This is a genomic window from Enterococcus sp. C57, assembly GCF_040887305.1.
Classification (GTDB): Bacteria; Bacillota; Bacilli; order Lactobacillales; family Enterococcaceae; genus Enterococcus_B; species Enterococcus_B hirae.
Genome location: NZ_JBFOFP010000008.1, coordinates 113,057 through 128,487 on the forward strand (window position 1 = coordinate 113,057; position 15,431 = coordinate 128,487).

A 15,431-nucleotide genomic window follows, 5' to 3' on the forward strand; every position below is an offset into this window, starting at 1 on the left:
CTTACTTCCTCTTTCCTATAATTTCGTTAATAATCTCATTCCTTGTTTCTTTACTTGCAATACTTTTTATTCTCTCAGGTGAGACAAAGACATCATAAAGTAGTGCAATCATATTTTTCACTTGAATCATATCTTCTTCTGCAATCGCTAAGAATAAAACAACCCTTACATCCACATATCCCCAAGTAATTTTGTTTTTTAGAGTGATAATAGAAATTTTTGTTTTGACTACATATTTAGGATTTGCATGTGGGATGGCTACGCCTGATGAAAGTCCGGTAGCTCCTAGTTTTTCTCTTTGAAGTACAACCTCAAGAAAATTATCCTTTACTAATTGTTCTTCTTTATATTTCTCAGTGATGAAAGAAAGTACAGATTCTCTACTATCAAAATCTTGATTCAAGAACATCCAACCATCCTTCAAATATTTCTTTAAAATCGTTTTATCCGGTGCAATAGATGGTAAAAATGTATTGTCTTGTTGATTCAAGGTAAGAAGATGACGATTAATCAATGCAATTTCTTCTTTCGTTGGTAATGGTCGAACATAAATAATCGGCGTTTGATACTCATTTTCCAATTTGACTGTTGAAATAATCAAATCGACACTATCTAAGTTGTAATCCTGCAACTTTTGAACATCAATCACTTCATAGACTACGGTGCTAGGAGAACTATGACGAATACGCTGAAATAATAATTGCGAAGTTCCCAACCCCGTTGGACAAATAAGAAAAACATGCTTCGTATTCACAATTTTTTCAAAAGCTAACTGAAAATGAATAGTCAAAAAAGTAATTTCATCATCCGTTACTCTGATTCCCATTGCTTTTTCCAATTTTGGAATACAGTAAGTTGTTAGCGTATACATTGTGCTGTATTGTCGAATGATATCCTCTTTTAAAGGATTTTTAATGGTAATCCCCATTTGCAACCGATAAACCATTGGCTCAATATGGGCAAATAGAGATTGAAGCAGCTGACTATCTTGCTCCAAATCCTTCTCAACCAGTGTCGACATATCTTGAATAAATTGTTTGGTAGTCTCCATGATTTGTTGACTATGGGTTGCCAGATTCACAAACGGTCTCACTCCATGTCCCATAAACAACGAACAAATAAAGTAAAGATCATTTATCGTAAAGGAACAATTCAATTCATCTTTGACCCCATTTGAAAAATCTAGTGCTACCATGTATAATTCCATTTTCTTTATTTCGATAAACAAAGGGTTTTTATTTGTTTGTGAATGATAGCCATGCTTCACTCGACCAATCAAAGTTAACAACGAAAGTTTGAGTGAATGGACAATATAATTTGTTGGTTGCTGCTTAGACTGTTGGTAAAAATTCTTTACAAAATCATCCACAAACTTAACCATCGCTTGATCAAAAACAAAGTGATATTGGCACTTTTCATTCCCTACACCGATGTTTTTTTCAAAATAATTAACAAATGTCCGCTGGATCAACTCTTCAGGTGTTTTTTGTGTATCTATTACATGATTTGAAGTAATCCTAATCCCAGCTAACCGACAATATTTGATGATTTCCTCATAGTCCTTACGTAAAGTTGCAATACTGACAAAAAACTTTTTTTCAAAATACTCATATCTTTTTTTATCCGTTTTAAAAATTAGATTGGCGAATAAGTACACTCTCCGATAATTTGAACTATACTTTACCTCTGTTGACATAGCTTCTTTACTAGTGATAAATATTTTGGCATCATTTTTCTTGGTTGACGTTCCAATTAGGTAAATCCCAATGCGAGGTTTTTTTTCAATTTTTAACTCAAAACGATTCAAGAACTGTCCAAGCTTCTGAATATCTTGATAAATTGTTTTATTCGAAACATTGAGTTTTTCACTAAAGAAACTTGCTGGTTGAAAATTCTCCTCCTCTAAAAGTAATTCAATTAACTGACTCTCGCGCTTTGATAACATCCATCATCACCTCAGAAAACGTTTTCCTTGTCTATATCATAGAGTTTTTCTCCCTAAAGATAAATACGTAATCTGTTCCACATTAAAGTGGAACAGATTATTATGACCCTATACTTTTTGATGTTGGTGAAACTCACGACAATTTTTTGATGATTTAAAATGAAAAAAGACACCTTCCAAAAATGGAAAGTGTCTGAAACGTTGATATAATAGTAGTCTTAACGTTTTGAGAACTGTGAAGCTTTACGAGCTTTCTTAAGACCTGGTTTTTTACGTTCAACCATACGTGCGTCACGAGTAAGTAAGCCAGCACGTTTAAGAGCTAGACGGAAGTCAGGATCAACTTCTAGCAATGCACGAGCGATACCATGACGGATAGCTCCTGATTGTCCAGCGTAGCCTCCACCGTTTACGTTAACAAATACGTCATAAGCGCCTTTTGTTTCAGTAACAGCGAAAGGTTGATTGATTACTTCACGCAAGTCAGCATGTGGAATGTATTCTTCAACATCTTTTTTGTTTACAGTAATTTTACCAGTTCCTGGTACTAAACGTACACGAGCAACTGCATTTTTACGACGGCCTGTGCCGATATATTGAACTTGTGCCAATGAAATTCCCTCCTATTAGATTAAGTTTGTAATGTCTAAAACTTCTGGTTGTTGTGCTGCATGTGGATGCTCAGCTCCAGCGTATACATTCAATTTTGTAAATTGTTTGCGGCCTAAAGTATTTTTAGGAAGCATTCCTTTTACAGAAGTTTCGATCAAACGACGAGAATTTTTAGCACGCAATTCACCAGCAGTGATTGATTTCAATCCTCCTGGGTAGTTGCTGTGACGGTAATAAATTTTATCAGTCGCTTTTTTACCTGTTAATTTCACTTTATCTGCATTGATTACGATGACGAAATCGCCAGTGTCCAAATGAGGTGTGAAAGTTGGTTTATTTTTACCACGTAGTACAGATGCAACAACTGTTGAAAGACGTCCCAATGGAACATCAGTTGCGTCTACTACATACCATTTACGTTCTACTTCGCCTGGTTTGGCCATATATGTTGTACGCACGTTAGTTTCCTCCAATTTAAGTTCTGATGTTTGACATACACTTCGAGTTTCCGGGGCTCTTTGTGGGGCAAACAATACCATTTAACATATTACCTGCTAATCCCCTTAATGTCAACGTTTTTTCTTAGCAATCCAAAACTTTCGTTTTTATTGCCCGTATCCTTGTGATGCACTCATTCTTTTTTAGAACGAAGAACGTTTCTTTCTCTTCTAAAATAAAAACTGCAAGGAAAATAACTTCCCTCGCAGTTTTTCTACTATTATATAATATCATCAGCTGATGATCATTTTACGCATCGATTTCTGGAGCTTTTCCTAAATGAGCTTGAATCATCCAGATTCGTTTTTCAGTCGCTGTTTTAAATTCGATAAAAATATCTTGTGTTGGGTCGTCGCCTTCCTCGCCAGCTACTTCAATTCCTTTTTGGTAAAGGTCTGCCAAATAGCGGTAGCCTTTCACAAGAATTTCCAAGCGTTCTGGAATAGTCCGATCCCAATTGCCTACTTCGTCAGGAATATTGGTGTTGTCTGCAAATTCACGTAAGGTTGAATAAGGAGAACCATCTAGTGTGATCAAACGCTCTGAGATTTCATCTAATTGTTCATTCAAGTCATCCATAAATTCATCCATCATTGGGTGCAATGTCAAGAAACCTGGTCCACGCATATACCAATGTGTTTGGTGAACAACAACAGACATTTGACTCAAGTCTGCAACTAATTGATTTAATACTTCTTTTGTTTGTGGAAATTTCATTTTCTTTTCTCCTCCTAACTTTTGTCTACAATAAAAGCATAGTAAACTTTGAGACAAAAGTACAATAAAACCAATTAGTTGAGAACGATTTTCATCCTATCATTTCTTAGAAAAGACTTTCTATTGCTTTAGTCGTTTTTTCTAGTTCTTACACTATTCCTCTCTTATTCCGTCATTCTACTTTTTCATCCTATTTTTCATCCATAGTACTTAAAGTTTGACGTAAATGTGCTAAAGGCTGATAAGTTGCCGCTACTTGTTTTTGTGTTTCAACAAAAATCGGAAAGATTTTTTGATATGTCTCTTTGACCGTTTGTTGAACTGGTACTTGTGAAGCAAGCTGTACTTTTTCTATAGCTTCGCTTAAGTCAGTGATCTTCCCGATACTTTGCCACCCTAAGAAAACGGCTCCTAAAGCGGAGGCTTCAGACACCGCCGGGAAAATGAGCGGATACCCCAAAACGTCAGCCATTAATTGGCGAAAGACAGGCGATTGTGAGAATCCGCCTGTAGCTCTGATTTCTGTTAATTGATCTTCTGAACAAACTCCTGTCAAAATCCTTTTTAAATTGAAACAAATTCCTTCTAGAATAGCTCGCATCATTTCTTTTTCCGTGTGGTCTCTTTGCAAACCTAAAAAACTCCCAGAAGCTTCTGCCTCCCATAGAGGAGCTCGTTCTCCTAATAAATAGGGCTGAAAGAGTAATCCGTTCGCTCCTGGTGGGACAAACGTAATTGCTGAGAAAAGGGCATCGTAAGGATTTTCACCTTGGTCAATAGCTGCTTGTGTTACTTCTTGCATCAAAGTTTGACTTGCCCAATCAAAAATCCCCGCACCATTACTTGTTGCGCCACCGACTACCCAGTGTGTACGATCCAGTACATAACAGAAGGTTTCCATCTCGGGATGTAGTTGTGGTTTGTCTGTAATAAATCTTAATGCCCCACTGGTACCGACTGTTAACGCAGCTATCTTTTCTCCAAATGCTCCCAGTCCTAAATTAGATAGCGGTCCATCTGCACCACCTAAAACAAATGATATATCATTTTCTAATCCTAGGATTTCTTGCATTTCTTTTGATAATCCATTGAGTATCGTGGTTGACGGCATCACTTCAGGTAGTTGTTCTTGAGTGATTGATAAGTAAATTAACGCTTCTTCTGCCCATTTGAATTGATGGATATCAAAATAACCTGTGCCTGAAGCTGTACTGTAGTCACAGACTAGTTGCCCAAACAAACGGTAAAAGATATATTCTTTTATGCTAACATAGTATGCCACTTGCTTCGTTAGTTCTGGTTGGGTTTCGTTTAACCAATGGATTTTAACTAGTGGCGTCATTGGATGGATCGGCGTGCCTGTCTGTTGATAAAAGTGAAACCCTAGTTGGCTGTTTTTTAGTTTTTCAGCCTGTACCTTCGCACGATTATCTGCCCAAGTGATCATACGGGTCAAAGGGTGTTTATTATCATCTAACAGAATCAAACTGTGCATCGCTGATGAAAATGCAATCACTTCTATAGTTATCGACTTAGGTAACTGTTTGACGACTTCTTTGATTACTGTACATACACCGTGGAAGATCAATTCTGGGTCTTGTTCTGCCATTCCTGGTGCTTCTTGGATCATCGGATTAAGGAAATAAGCTGAAGCGATGACTTCAGCTTGTTCGTTGAATGCCACTGCTTTTGTTTGTGTCGTACCGATATCGACTCCGATCGAAATCTTCATTTTGTCACCTCTACTAAAAATAAATAAAATGGTTGTTATTGGCGTATCTTTCTTTAAAAGGAGGCCCTCGCTATGTTTCTCTATTTTATCATTGGTTGTTGCATTGGTTCGTTCTTATGCTTAATGGCACAACGCCTGCCACAAGGACACTCTATTATTTACCCACGTTCTCATTGTGTCAACTGTCAGCATGTATTGGCTTGGTATGAATTGGTCCCATTGCTTTCCATCTGTTACCAACGTTTTCGTTGTCGAAACTGTCGTTGCAAGCTTTCGCCGATTTATTTTATAGCAGAATGTATCGGTGGTTGTTTATCTGTTTGGCTATTTTATTTTTCACAGCGCCCAGACGGGTTACTTGTTTTTTGGTTTTTGTCAGCCTTTTTACTATCGTTAATGGATAGTTTTTATTTGATGATCGAGGGAAGAACACTTTATTTTATCTGGTTTATCTTATGGATGACTTGGTTGATCAAAGGAGAGTTTCAATGGCTTAGTTTTGCTGTTTTATTCTTGATCAGTTTTTTCCTTACTCGTTACGGGAGTGAATTTTTAGGTTTAGGTGATGTTTTATTACTTTTAAGCTGGAGTGGCGGTCTAACTCTCAATCAACTGATGCAACTCCTCTTTCTTGCTAGTTTATTGGGATTACTTTTTTTCTTTATTTTTCTCTCTCACGATAAAAAATCTAAAAGAGTACCTTTTGTGCCTTTTTTGAGTGTCGCACTTTTTCTCCTTCATGTGTGGTAATTTAGTTGTCTATTTATTGGTTATCAACGATGCGAGCCTTTTAGCTGATGATGATTAATGACTTGACGGGCTTCGCTTATTTGCACATCATTACGTACGCTTTTGATAGCTTAGTATCTTTTTCTGCTTGCTGTCATTCAACAAACGATAATGAACCTTGATTTATAAAAAAATGGATCAACCAGATGGCCGATCCATTGACACTTAGATAACTTTACCTAAAAATTATAAAAACCACTAAATTCACAGCAAGCCAAAGCATGACCAGCTTTTATCCCTAACTGAAATTCTTCAAAATGCAATGTGTCTTATTTTCCAGACCAATGTTTACGTAAAAAACTCCCTCGTCCAGAGCCTTCTCGGTAAAGATTATAGTGGATTTTATTCTTCTTATAATAGTCTTGATGATACTCCTCAGCGGGATAAAACTCACTTCGGGGTTCGATTTTTGTGACAATCGGACGATCGAATCGACCACTTTCTTGTAGTTGTTTCTTTGATGCTTCAGCGATTTCACGTTCTTCTTCATTGCTATAATAAATGACCGGTCGATAAGAGTCTCCGCGATCAGCAAATTGACCGAAAGCATCCGTTGGGTCTGTTTGTTGCCAGTAGATTTCGACTAACTGTTTATAAGAAATAAGAGACGGATCATACTCGATTTCTACCGCTTCCGTATGGCCTGTCGTACCCGTGGTTACTTGTTCATAGGTAGGATTTGGGACATGTCCCCCCGTATAGCCAGAGGTTACCGCTATGATTCCTGGCTGTGTTTCAAAAGGTTTGACCATGCACCAAAAACAACCACCTGCAAAAACTGCTTTTTTCGTCATATAAAATCCTCCTTTGTCTTTCATCATACCTTGATTTATAAAAGGGTGATACTGTTTTGCTTACCTTCGAAACGAATAAACAAAGAATCGATATTCCTATACTTACCTGCTTGCTTTATTAAGATAGAGTATTGCAGCATTTTCTTTTTTACTAATCTTTTCATTGATTTGATTTTTTTATCCATCTATTTAAAAGTATATACAATACTCCTAAGACTTAAACCTAAACATCATTTATTGTTCTCACATTTTTTACATTTATTGAAAGAAACACTCATTTTACCCCCTCCCGGTATTTTTATCAATTTTTCCTATTTCCATTCTATTTTGTGGATAACTTTCTTTTTTCTCTCAACTATTTTTTCCACAGGAGAGAATAAACGATTTTTCTTTTTCCTTGTGGATAGTTCTTTTATATTATACTTTTCCACAGATTTTGAATTAACAACCGCTAAAATTTTTAACTTCATGGGGACACGTTATGCCAAAAAACTAATTTCACTGATAAAATTCAACAAATTTTACCAAGTAAGTCAGTAAAGAATTCAGATACGCTAGTAGATCAAGACAACCCAAAAAATCTACTTGAAAAATTGATTCTCAATACCACACATCCTTCGTCCTCACATTCCCAACTACAAGAAGAAGTTTTTATACTTCAAGCTCAACAAGCACTCGCATCACTTACTGAAACGTTTGGTTCAAACTCGATCATGTATCGTTTATTATCTGAAAAAATCTCAACCCATCCGCTCCTACATAGCAGTTTCACCTGAACGATGAACAAACCTGATCTAGCATAGCAACCTTTAGCAAGTTTTGCTAAGCAATTCAATGATTCATGGACCTATTTTTCTAGAAGTACAAAAATAAGAAAAAATGCTCGTCCGTAATGAACAAATTCTCAAATTCGTTTGTTTCTATCAACTTTAGTACGACAAAAAAAAACAGAGCTAAGATGTTCATCTTAGCTCTGTTTGGTGTCACATTATTTTGTTTGTTCATTCATTGCATCTTCTGCAGCCATTTGTGCTTCGATGTCTGAAATGCTATAAACATTTTCACTTGCAACACCGACTTCTTTTGGTTCCATGTTACGGTAACGTGCCATACCAGTACCAGCTGGGATGATTTTACCGATGATAACATTTTCTTTCAAACCAAGAAGTGGATCTTTTTTGCCTCGGATCGCAGCATCAGTCAAGACACGAGTTGTTTCTTGGAAGGATGCAGCAGATAAGAAGCTGTTTGTTTCTAATGATGCTTTGGTAATACCTAGTAGGACTGGGCGAGATGTTGCAGGTACGCCTCCAGCTACCAATGTATTGTAGTTTTGGTCTTTGAAGTCAGCAATATCCATCAATGTACCTGGTAAGATATCTGTATCACCTGGATCCATTACACGGACTTTACGTAACATTTGTCGAACCATTACTTCGATATGTTTATCGCCGATTTCTACCCCTTGCATACGGTATACACGTTGTACTTCACGCAGCAAGTAGTTTTCAACTGATAATACATCACGAACTTGTAACAATTGTTTAGGATCGATTGAACCTTCCGTTAATGGCGCACCACGGTGGATCATATCGCCTTCAGCGACTTTCATACGTGCTGTATAAGGAACAGTATACGTACGTGTATCGGTTTTCCCTTTGATTGTTACTTCTTTTGTACGAGTTGAAGCATCTTCTGAGATATCGATAACGTCACCAGTTACTTCAGTGATCACTGCTTGCCCTTTAGGATTACGTGCTTCAAAAATTTCTTGGACACGAGGAAGACCTTGAGTGATATCGTCTCCGGCTACCCCACCGGTATGGAAGGTACGCATTGTCAACTGAGTACCTGGTTCTCCGATTGATTGAGCGGCGATCGTACCAACTGCTTCACCAACTTCAACGTCAGATCCAGTTGCCAAGTTACGTCCATAACAGTGTTTGCAGACACCATGTTTCGTGTTACATGTGAAGACAGAACGGATCGTTACAGTTTCCACACCTGCATCCACGATTTGTTTTGCAATATCTTCTGAAATCAATTGGTTACCAGCGATGATCAATTCGTTCGTTTCTGGATCACGTACTTCTTTACGTGTGTAACGACCGATCAAACGATCTTCTAATGATTCAATGATTTCGTTTCCTTCACGAATCGCTTGGATTTCAAGACCGCGGTCTGTTCCACAATCTTCTTCACGAATAATAACGTCTTGGGCAACGTCAACCAAACGACGAGTCAAGTAACCTGAATCGGCTGTCTTCAAGGCAGTATCGGTCATCCCTTTACGAGCCCCGTGAGTAGAGATAAACATTTCTAAGACAGAAAGTCCTTCACGGAAGTTTGAGATGATCGGTAATTCCATGATTCGACCATTCGGAGCAGCCATCAGTCCACGCATACCAGCAAGCTGAGTAAAGTTGGAGATGTTACCACGGGCTCCAGAGTCAGACATCATGAAGATTGGGTTTTTCGCTTCTAACCCTTCCATCAGTTTTTGTTGGATGCTATCTTTAGCAGCATTCCAAACAGCGATTACTCGTTCATAACGTTCGTCATCAGTAATCAATCCACGACGGAATTGTTTTGTAATTGTTTCAACTTGTTTATGGGCATTTTCAATGATTCCTTGTTTTTCATTCAGTACACTGATATCTGCGATACCTACTGTGATACCAGCATGTGTAGAATGTTTATACCCTAAGTCTTTCATTCGGTCAAGCATCTTAGAAGTTTCAGTTACTTTGAAACGTTTGAAGACTTCCGCAATGATATTTCCTAGATTTTTCTTCTTGAATGGTAGGACTAATTCTTGCTCTTTGATATGCGCAGGAATATCTGTACCTGCTTCAACAAAATATTTATCCGGTGTTTGTACCGTTAAGTTGAAGTCTGTTGGTTCATTCAAGTAAGGGAACTCTGGAGGCATGATCTCATTAAAGATGATCTTACCAACAGTTGTAATCATCGTACGTTCTTTTTGCCAGTCAGTAAATGGTTTTTCACCTAATGAATTAGGGTTCACACCGATACGTGAGTGTAAATGAACGTAGCCGTTACGCCATGCGATCACAGCTTCGTTTTGGTCACGGAAGACCATTCCTTCGCCTTCACGACCTTCTTCTTCCATTGTTAGGTAGTAGTTACCTAAAACCATATCTTGGGAAGGTGTTACAACTGGTTTACCGTCTTTTGGATTCAAGATGTTTTGAGCAGCTAGCATCAACATACGAGCTTCCGCTTGTGCTTCTTCGTTCAATGGTACGTGAACGGCCATTTGGTCTCCATCAAAGTCGGCATTATAAGCTTCACATACAAGTGGGTGTAAACGAATCGCACGACCTTGTACTAAAACAGGTTCAAATGCTTGGATACCAAGTCTGTGTAGCGTAGGTGCCCGGTTAAGTAATACTGGGTGTTCTTTGATTACGTCTTCCAAGACATCCCAAACTTCGTCTTCTTGACGTTCGATTTTACGTTTCGCATTTTTGATGTTAGAAGCTAGTTCACGTTGAACCAATTCACGCATCACAAATGGTTTAAATAGTTCGATCGCCATTTCTTTTGGCAATCCACATTGATACATTTTCAAGAAAGGTCCTACAACGATAACGGAACGGCCTGAATAGTCAACACGTTTACCAAGTAAGTTTTGACGGAAACGACCTTGTTTCCCTTTCAACATGTGAGAAAGAGATTTCAATGGACGGTTACCTGGTCCAGTAACTGGACGGCCACGACGACCATTATCGATCAACGCATCAACAGCTTCTTGTAACATCCGTTTTTCATTTTGGACGATGATTCCTGGAGCATTCAAATCTAACAAGCGTTTCAAACGGTTATTACGGTTGATTACTCGACGATAAAGATCATTCAAGTCACTTGTTGCAAAACGTCCACCTTCTAATTGCACCATTGGTCGTAAATCTGGTGGAATAACTGGAATAACGTCCATAACCATCCAACTTGGTTCATTTCCTGAAGCACGGAAAGCTTCTAAAATGTCCAAACGGCGGATCGCACGAGTCCGTTTTTGCCCTTGGGCAGATTTCAATTCTTCTTTCAATTCAGCTGCTTCAGCATCTAAATCAACACTATCTAGTAATTGTTTGATTGCTTCTGCACCCATTGCTGCTTGGAATTCTTGTCCATATTGTTCACGTTTTTCGCGGTATTCACGTTCTGTCAACAATTGTTTTTTCTCTAAGTTGGTATTTCCTGGTTCGATAACCACATATGAAGCAAAATAAATGATTTCTTCTAAGGCACGAGGACTCATGTCTAAAACAAGTCCCATACGAGAAGGAATTCCTTTAAAGTACCAGATATGTGAAACAGGTGCTGCTAATTCAATGTGACCCATACGTTCGCGACGAACTTTTGAACGTGTCACTTCAACACCGCATCGGTCACAAACGATTCCTTTATAACGGATACGTTTGTATTTTCCGCAGGCACATTCCCAGTCTTTCGTAGGACCAAAAATCCGCTCACAGAACAACCCTTCGCGTTCAGGTTTTAAGGTACGATAGTTAATCGTCTCAGGTTTTTTTACTTCACCATAAGACCAGCTTCTGATTTTTTCGGGAGAAGCCAAACCTATTTGCATACTTTCGAATTTATTTACATCGATCAAAAGGGGTTCCCTCCATTTCGTTTAATGGCAAAACCGCAAGGCGGCTGATCATCGACCGCCTTACAGCTCATAGACCGGATTAGTCTAAGTTATCTTCTGCGGTTTCAAAGTTTTGGATGATATCTTGTCTTTCATCTTCCACTTGTTCAGCAGCTTTCTTTTCTAATTCTTTGGCTGTTTGCTGTTCAGCAAATTTTGTCAAAGCATCTACAGTGATCAAATCATCATCTTCGTCATCCATATCACGGAGTTCGATTTCAGAATCTTTGATATCCAAGACACGCATGTCTAATCCTAGTGATTGTAATTCTTTTACTAATACTCGGAATGATTCTGGTACACCTGGTTTTGGAATTGGTTCGCCTTTGACGATCGCTTCATAAGTTTTCACACGACCAACTACATCATCTGATTTGTATGTCAAGATTTCTTGTAAGGTATAAGCGGCACCGTAAGCTTCCAAAGCCCAAACTTCCATTTCCCCAAAACGTTGTCCACCAAATTGTGCTTTACCACCCAATGGTTGTTGTGTAACCAATGAGTAAGGTCCGATTGAACGAGCATGCAATTTATCATCAACCATGTGAGCAAGTTTGATCATGTACATGACACCGACAGACACTCGGCCGTCAAATGGTTCACCTGTACGTCCGTCATAAAGGATGGTTTTCGCATCGCTGGCCATACCAGCTTCACGAACCGTTTCCCAAACGTCCTCATCACTTGCACCATCAAATACTGGTGTTGCAACATGGATACCTAACTGACGAGCAGCCATCCCTAAATGCAATTCCAATACTTGTCCGATATTCATCCGTGATGGCACCCCTAAAGGATTCAACATGATATCGATTGGTGTTCCATCTGGTAAGAATGGCATATCTTCTTCCGGCATGATACGGGATACAACCCCTTTATTACCATGACGTCCGGCCATCTTATCTCCTTCATGGATTTTACGTTTTTGAACGATATACACACGTACAAGCATGTTTACGCCTGGTGATAATTCATCGCCGGCTTCACGAGTAAAGATTTTTACGTCGTGGACGATCCCGCCACCACCGTGTGGTACACGTAATGAAGTATCACGGACTTCACGAGCTTTTTCACCAAAGATCGCATGTAAAAGACGTTCTTCAGCTGATAACTCGGTTACCCCTTTTGGTGTTACTTTACCAACTAGCAAGTCACCATCTTGGACTTCCGCACCGATACGGATAATACCCATCTCGTCTAGATCTTTCAAAGCATCTTCCCCAACGTTAGGGATTTCACGAGTGATTTCTTCAGGTCCTAATTTTGTATCACGAGCTTCTGATTCATATTCTTCGATGTGGATCGAAGTATAGACATCGTCTTTCACAAGACGACGGCTCATGATGATCGCATCTTCATAGTTGTAACCTTCCCAAGTCATGAAACCAACTAAAACGTTTTGTCCTAGCGCCATTTCACCTTGTTCCATTGAAGGTCCATCTGCTAAAGTATCGCCTTTTTCAACTTTTTCGCCTAAATGAACGATTGGGCGTTGGTTGTAGCTTGTTCCTGAGTTTGAACGACGGAATTTTGTTACAGCGTATTTATCTAATGCACCGTTGTCACGACGAACACGAATCTCAGAGGCATCCACAAATTCAACGACACCATCATGTTTACATAGCAAAGCAGCTCCTGAGTCATGAGCTGATTTATATTCCATACCAGTACCAACCCATGGTGCTTGTGGATTGATCAATGGCACTGCTTGACGCTGCATGTTGGCACCCATCAAGGCACGGTTGGAGTCATCGTTTTCCAAGAAAGGAATACATGCTGTCGCTACCGCAACTACTTGTTTAGGTGATACGTCCATATAATCGACTTTATCGATTGAAACTTCTAAGTTTTCACTTTGCGCACGAGCCATAACCACGTCTTGTGCAAAAGTACCATCTTCATTTAATGGGCTATTTGCTTGGGCAACGATGTAGTGGTCTTCGATGTCAGCTGTTAGATAGTCGATTTGATCCGTTACACGACCAGTTTCACGATCAACACGACGGTAAGGAGTTTCGATAAATCCAAATTTATTAACTTTCGCATAGCTAGATAAACTATTGATCAACCCGATATTTGGTCCTTCAGGCGTTTCAATCGGACACATACGGCCATAGTGAGAATAGTGAACGTCACGAACTTCATAACCAGCTCGGTCACGAGTCAAACCACCAGGTCCTAAGGCTGAAAGACGACGTTTGTGTGTCAATTCCCCAAGTGGGTTCGTTTGATCCATGAACTGAGACAACTGAGAAGAACCAAAGAATTCTTTGATACTTGCAACCACTGGACGGATATTGATCAATTGTTGTGGTGTCAAAGTTTCTGTATCTTGGATCGACATTCTTTCACGTACGACACGTTCCATCCGAGCTAAACCGATACGGAATTGGTTTTGCAGTAATTCACCGACTGAACGGATACGACGATTTCCTAAGTGGTCGATATCGTCCACGTTGCCGATCCCTTCCATCAAGTTTAAGAAATAACTCATTGATGCGATGATGTCTGCCGGACGAACAGTTTTCACAGCTGATTCAGGATAACCGTTACCGATCACATTCACTTCACGTTCTGGATCTTTTGGTGAAAAGACTTTGATCACTTGAACAGTCATTGGATCAGTCACAACACCATCTTCTGATGGATAGTAAGTCACTGAATTCAATCCATTATCAATGAAAGGTGCTAATGTTTCCATCACTTGGTGAGTCAACACAGTTCCTTTTTCAACGATGATTTCACCAGTTTCTGGATCAACCAATGTTTCTGCTAATGTTAAGTTCAATAGACGTGTTTTCAAGTCTAATTTTTTATTTACTTTATAACGACCAACGTTGGCTAAGTCGTAGCGTTTTGGATCGAAGAAACGAGCATTCAATAAGTTCCGAGAACTATCGGCTGTCTTAGGCTCGCCTGGACGTAGACGTTCGTAAACGTCTTTTAATCCTTCTTCTGTTCTTGAATCACTTGCATTTTTGTGCAAGTCTTTTTCAACTGTATTACGTAACGTTTCACTGTCACCAAAGATTTCAAAGATGGTATCATCCGATCCAAACCCTAGGGCACGAACTAACACAGTCAAAGGAATCTTACGGGTACGATCAATACGTACGTAAGAAATATCTTTTGCATCAGTTTCCATTTCTAACCATGCACCACGGTTCGGGATCACAGTTGAACCGAAACCTTCTTTTCCGTTTTTGTCTACTTTTCCATGGAAGTACACACCAGGTGAACGCACTAACTGAGAAACGATTACTCGTTCTGCTCCGTTGATAATGAATGTTCCTTGTTCAGTCATTAATGGGAAATCACCGAAGAAGACTTCTTGCGCTTTGATTTCACCTGTCTCACGGTTTGTTAGACGTAACGTTACATGTAATGGTGCAGAGTAATTTGCATCATGTGCGCGTGCTTCTGCTACCGTATACTTAGGTTCTTTCAATTCATAATCCACAAATTCCAAAGATAGATTGCCATTGAAGTCATCAATTGGCAAAATGTCTTCAAACATTTCTCTTAGTCCTTCATCTAGGAACCATTGGTAAGAGTCTGTTTGAATTTCGATCAAATTTGGTAATTCCAACACTTCACTGATTCGTGCGAAACTTCTACGTTCGCGATGTTTTCCGTACTTTACTACGTGTCCAGCCAAGCTCT

The 15,431-nt window shown here is 39.1% G+C and carries 9 protein-coding genes; 1 reads left to right on the forward strand and 8 read right to left on the reverse strand.

The window, feature by feature from the left end; translation table 11 throughout:
• Position 1: 1 nt before the first annotated feature.
• The 5 genes from AB5M32_RS10685 to AB5M32_RS10705 form a co-directional block, all read right to left on the reverse strand.
• On the reverse strand, positions 2–1,945 hold the full coding sequence (locus AB5M32_RS10685; RefSeq protein WP_178287023.1) for a transcription antiterminator: 1,944 nt from the start codon (positions 1,943–1,945) through the stop codon (positions 2–4).
• Positions 1,946–2,163: 218 nt separating this feature from the next.
• Positions 2,164–2,556 (reverse strand): 30S ribosomal protein S9, encoded by a 393-nt coding sequence (rpsI, locus tag AB5M32_RS10690; protein ID WP_002287505.1) that lies wholly within the window; start codon positions 2,554–2,556, stop codon positions 2,164–2,166.
• A 15-nt stretch (positions 2,557–2,571) separates the two neighbouring features.
• Positions 2,572–3,000 (reverse strand): 50S ribosomal protein L13, encoded by a 429-nt coding sequence (gene rplM, locus AB5M32_RS10695; RefSeq protein ID WP_034686358.1) that lies wholly within the window; start codon positions 2,998–3,000, stop codon positions 2,572–2,574.
• Positions 3,001–3,304: 304 nt separating this feature from the next.
• Positions 3,305–3,772, reverse strand: a complete 468-nt coding sequence (locus AB5M32_RS10700) for a DNA starvation/stationary phase protection protein (RefSeq protein ID WP_010720679.1) — start codon at positions 3,770–3,772, stop codon at positions 3,305–3,307.
• Between the two features lie 190 nt (positions 3,773–3,962).
• On the reverse strand, positions 3,963–5,504 hold the full coding sequence (locus AB5M32_RS10705; RefSeq protein WP_178287021.1) for a gluconokinase: 1,542 nt from the start codon (positions 5,502–5,504) through the stop codon (positions 3,963–3,965).
• A 72-nt stretch (positions 5,505–5,576) separates the two neighbouring features.
• Here AB5M32_RS10705 and AB5M32_RS10710 point away from each other — a divergent pair, with 72 nt between their 5' ends.
• On the forward strand, positions 5,577–6,254 hold the full coding sequence (locus AB5M32_RS10710) for an A24 family peptidase (RefSeq protein WP_178287019.1): 678 nt from the start codon (positions 5,577–5,579) through the stop codon (positions 6,252–6,254).
• A 308-nt stretch (positions 6,255–6,562) separates the two neighbouring features.
• Here the strand turns inward: AB5M32_RS10710 and msrA are convergent, their stop codons facing one another.
• The 3 genes from msrA to rpoB all read right to left on the reverse strand — a co-directional run bounded on the left by msrA (position 6,563) and on the right by rpoB (position 15,426).
• A complete protein-coding gene (msrA, locus tag AB5M32_RS10715) occupies positions 6,563–7,087 on the reverse strand; it encodes a peptide-methionine (S)-S-oxide reductase MsrA (RefSeq protein WP_088745615.1) in 525 nt (174 codons plus the stop codon).
• Between the two features lie 988 nt (positions 7,088–8,075).
• Complete coding sequence (gene rpoC, locus AB5M32_RS10720; protein ID WP_010720683.1) at positions 8,076–11,729, reverse strand: DNA-directed RNA polymerase subunit beta'; 3,654 nt, start codon at positions 11,727–11,729, stop codon at positions 8,076–8,078.
• 79 nt (positions 11,730–11,808) lie between these two features.
• Complete coding sequence (rpoB, locus tag AB5M32_RS10725) at positions 11,809–15,426, reverse strand: DNA-directed RNA polymerase subunit beta (protein WP_010720684.1); 3,618 nt, start codon at positions 15,424–15,426, stop codon at positions 11,809–11,811.
• Between the last annotated feature and the right edge of the window lie 5 nt (positions 15,427–15,431).

Excerpts from the sequence above, each read along its gene's own strand:
- AB5M32_RS10685 (WP_178287023.1), bottom strand. The coding sequence starts at position 1,945 with ATGTTATCAAAGCGCGAGAGTCAGTTAATTGAATTACTTTTAGAGGAG.
- AB5M32_RS10700 (WP_010720679.1), bottom strand. The coding sequence starts at position 3,772 with ATGAAATTTCCACAAACAAAAGAAGTATTAAATCAATTAGTTGCAGAC.
- rplM (WP_034686358.1), bottom strand. The coding sequence starts at position 3,000 with ATGGCCAAACCAGGCGAAGTAGAACGTAAATGGTATGTAGTAGACGCA.
- msrA (WP_088745615.1), bottom strand. The coding sequence starts at position 7,087 with ATGACGAAAAAAGCAGTTTTTGCAGGTGGTTGTTTTTGGTGCATGGTC.
- AB5M32_RS10710 (WP_178287019.1), top strand. The coding sequence starts at position 5,577 with ATGTTTCTCTATTTTATCATTGGTTGTTGCATTGGTTCGTTCTTATGC.
- AB5M32_RS10705 (WP_178287021.1), bottom strand. The coding sequence starts at position 5,504 with ATGAAGATTTCGATCGGAGTCGATATCGGTACGACACAAACAAAAGCA.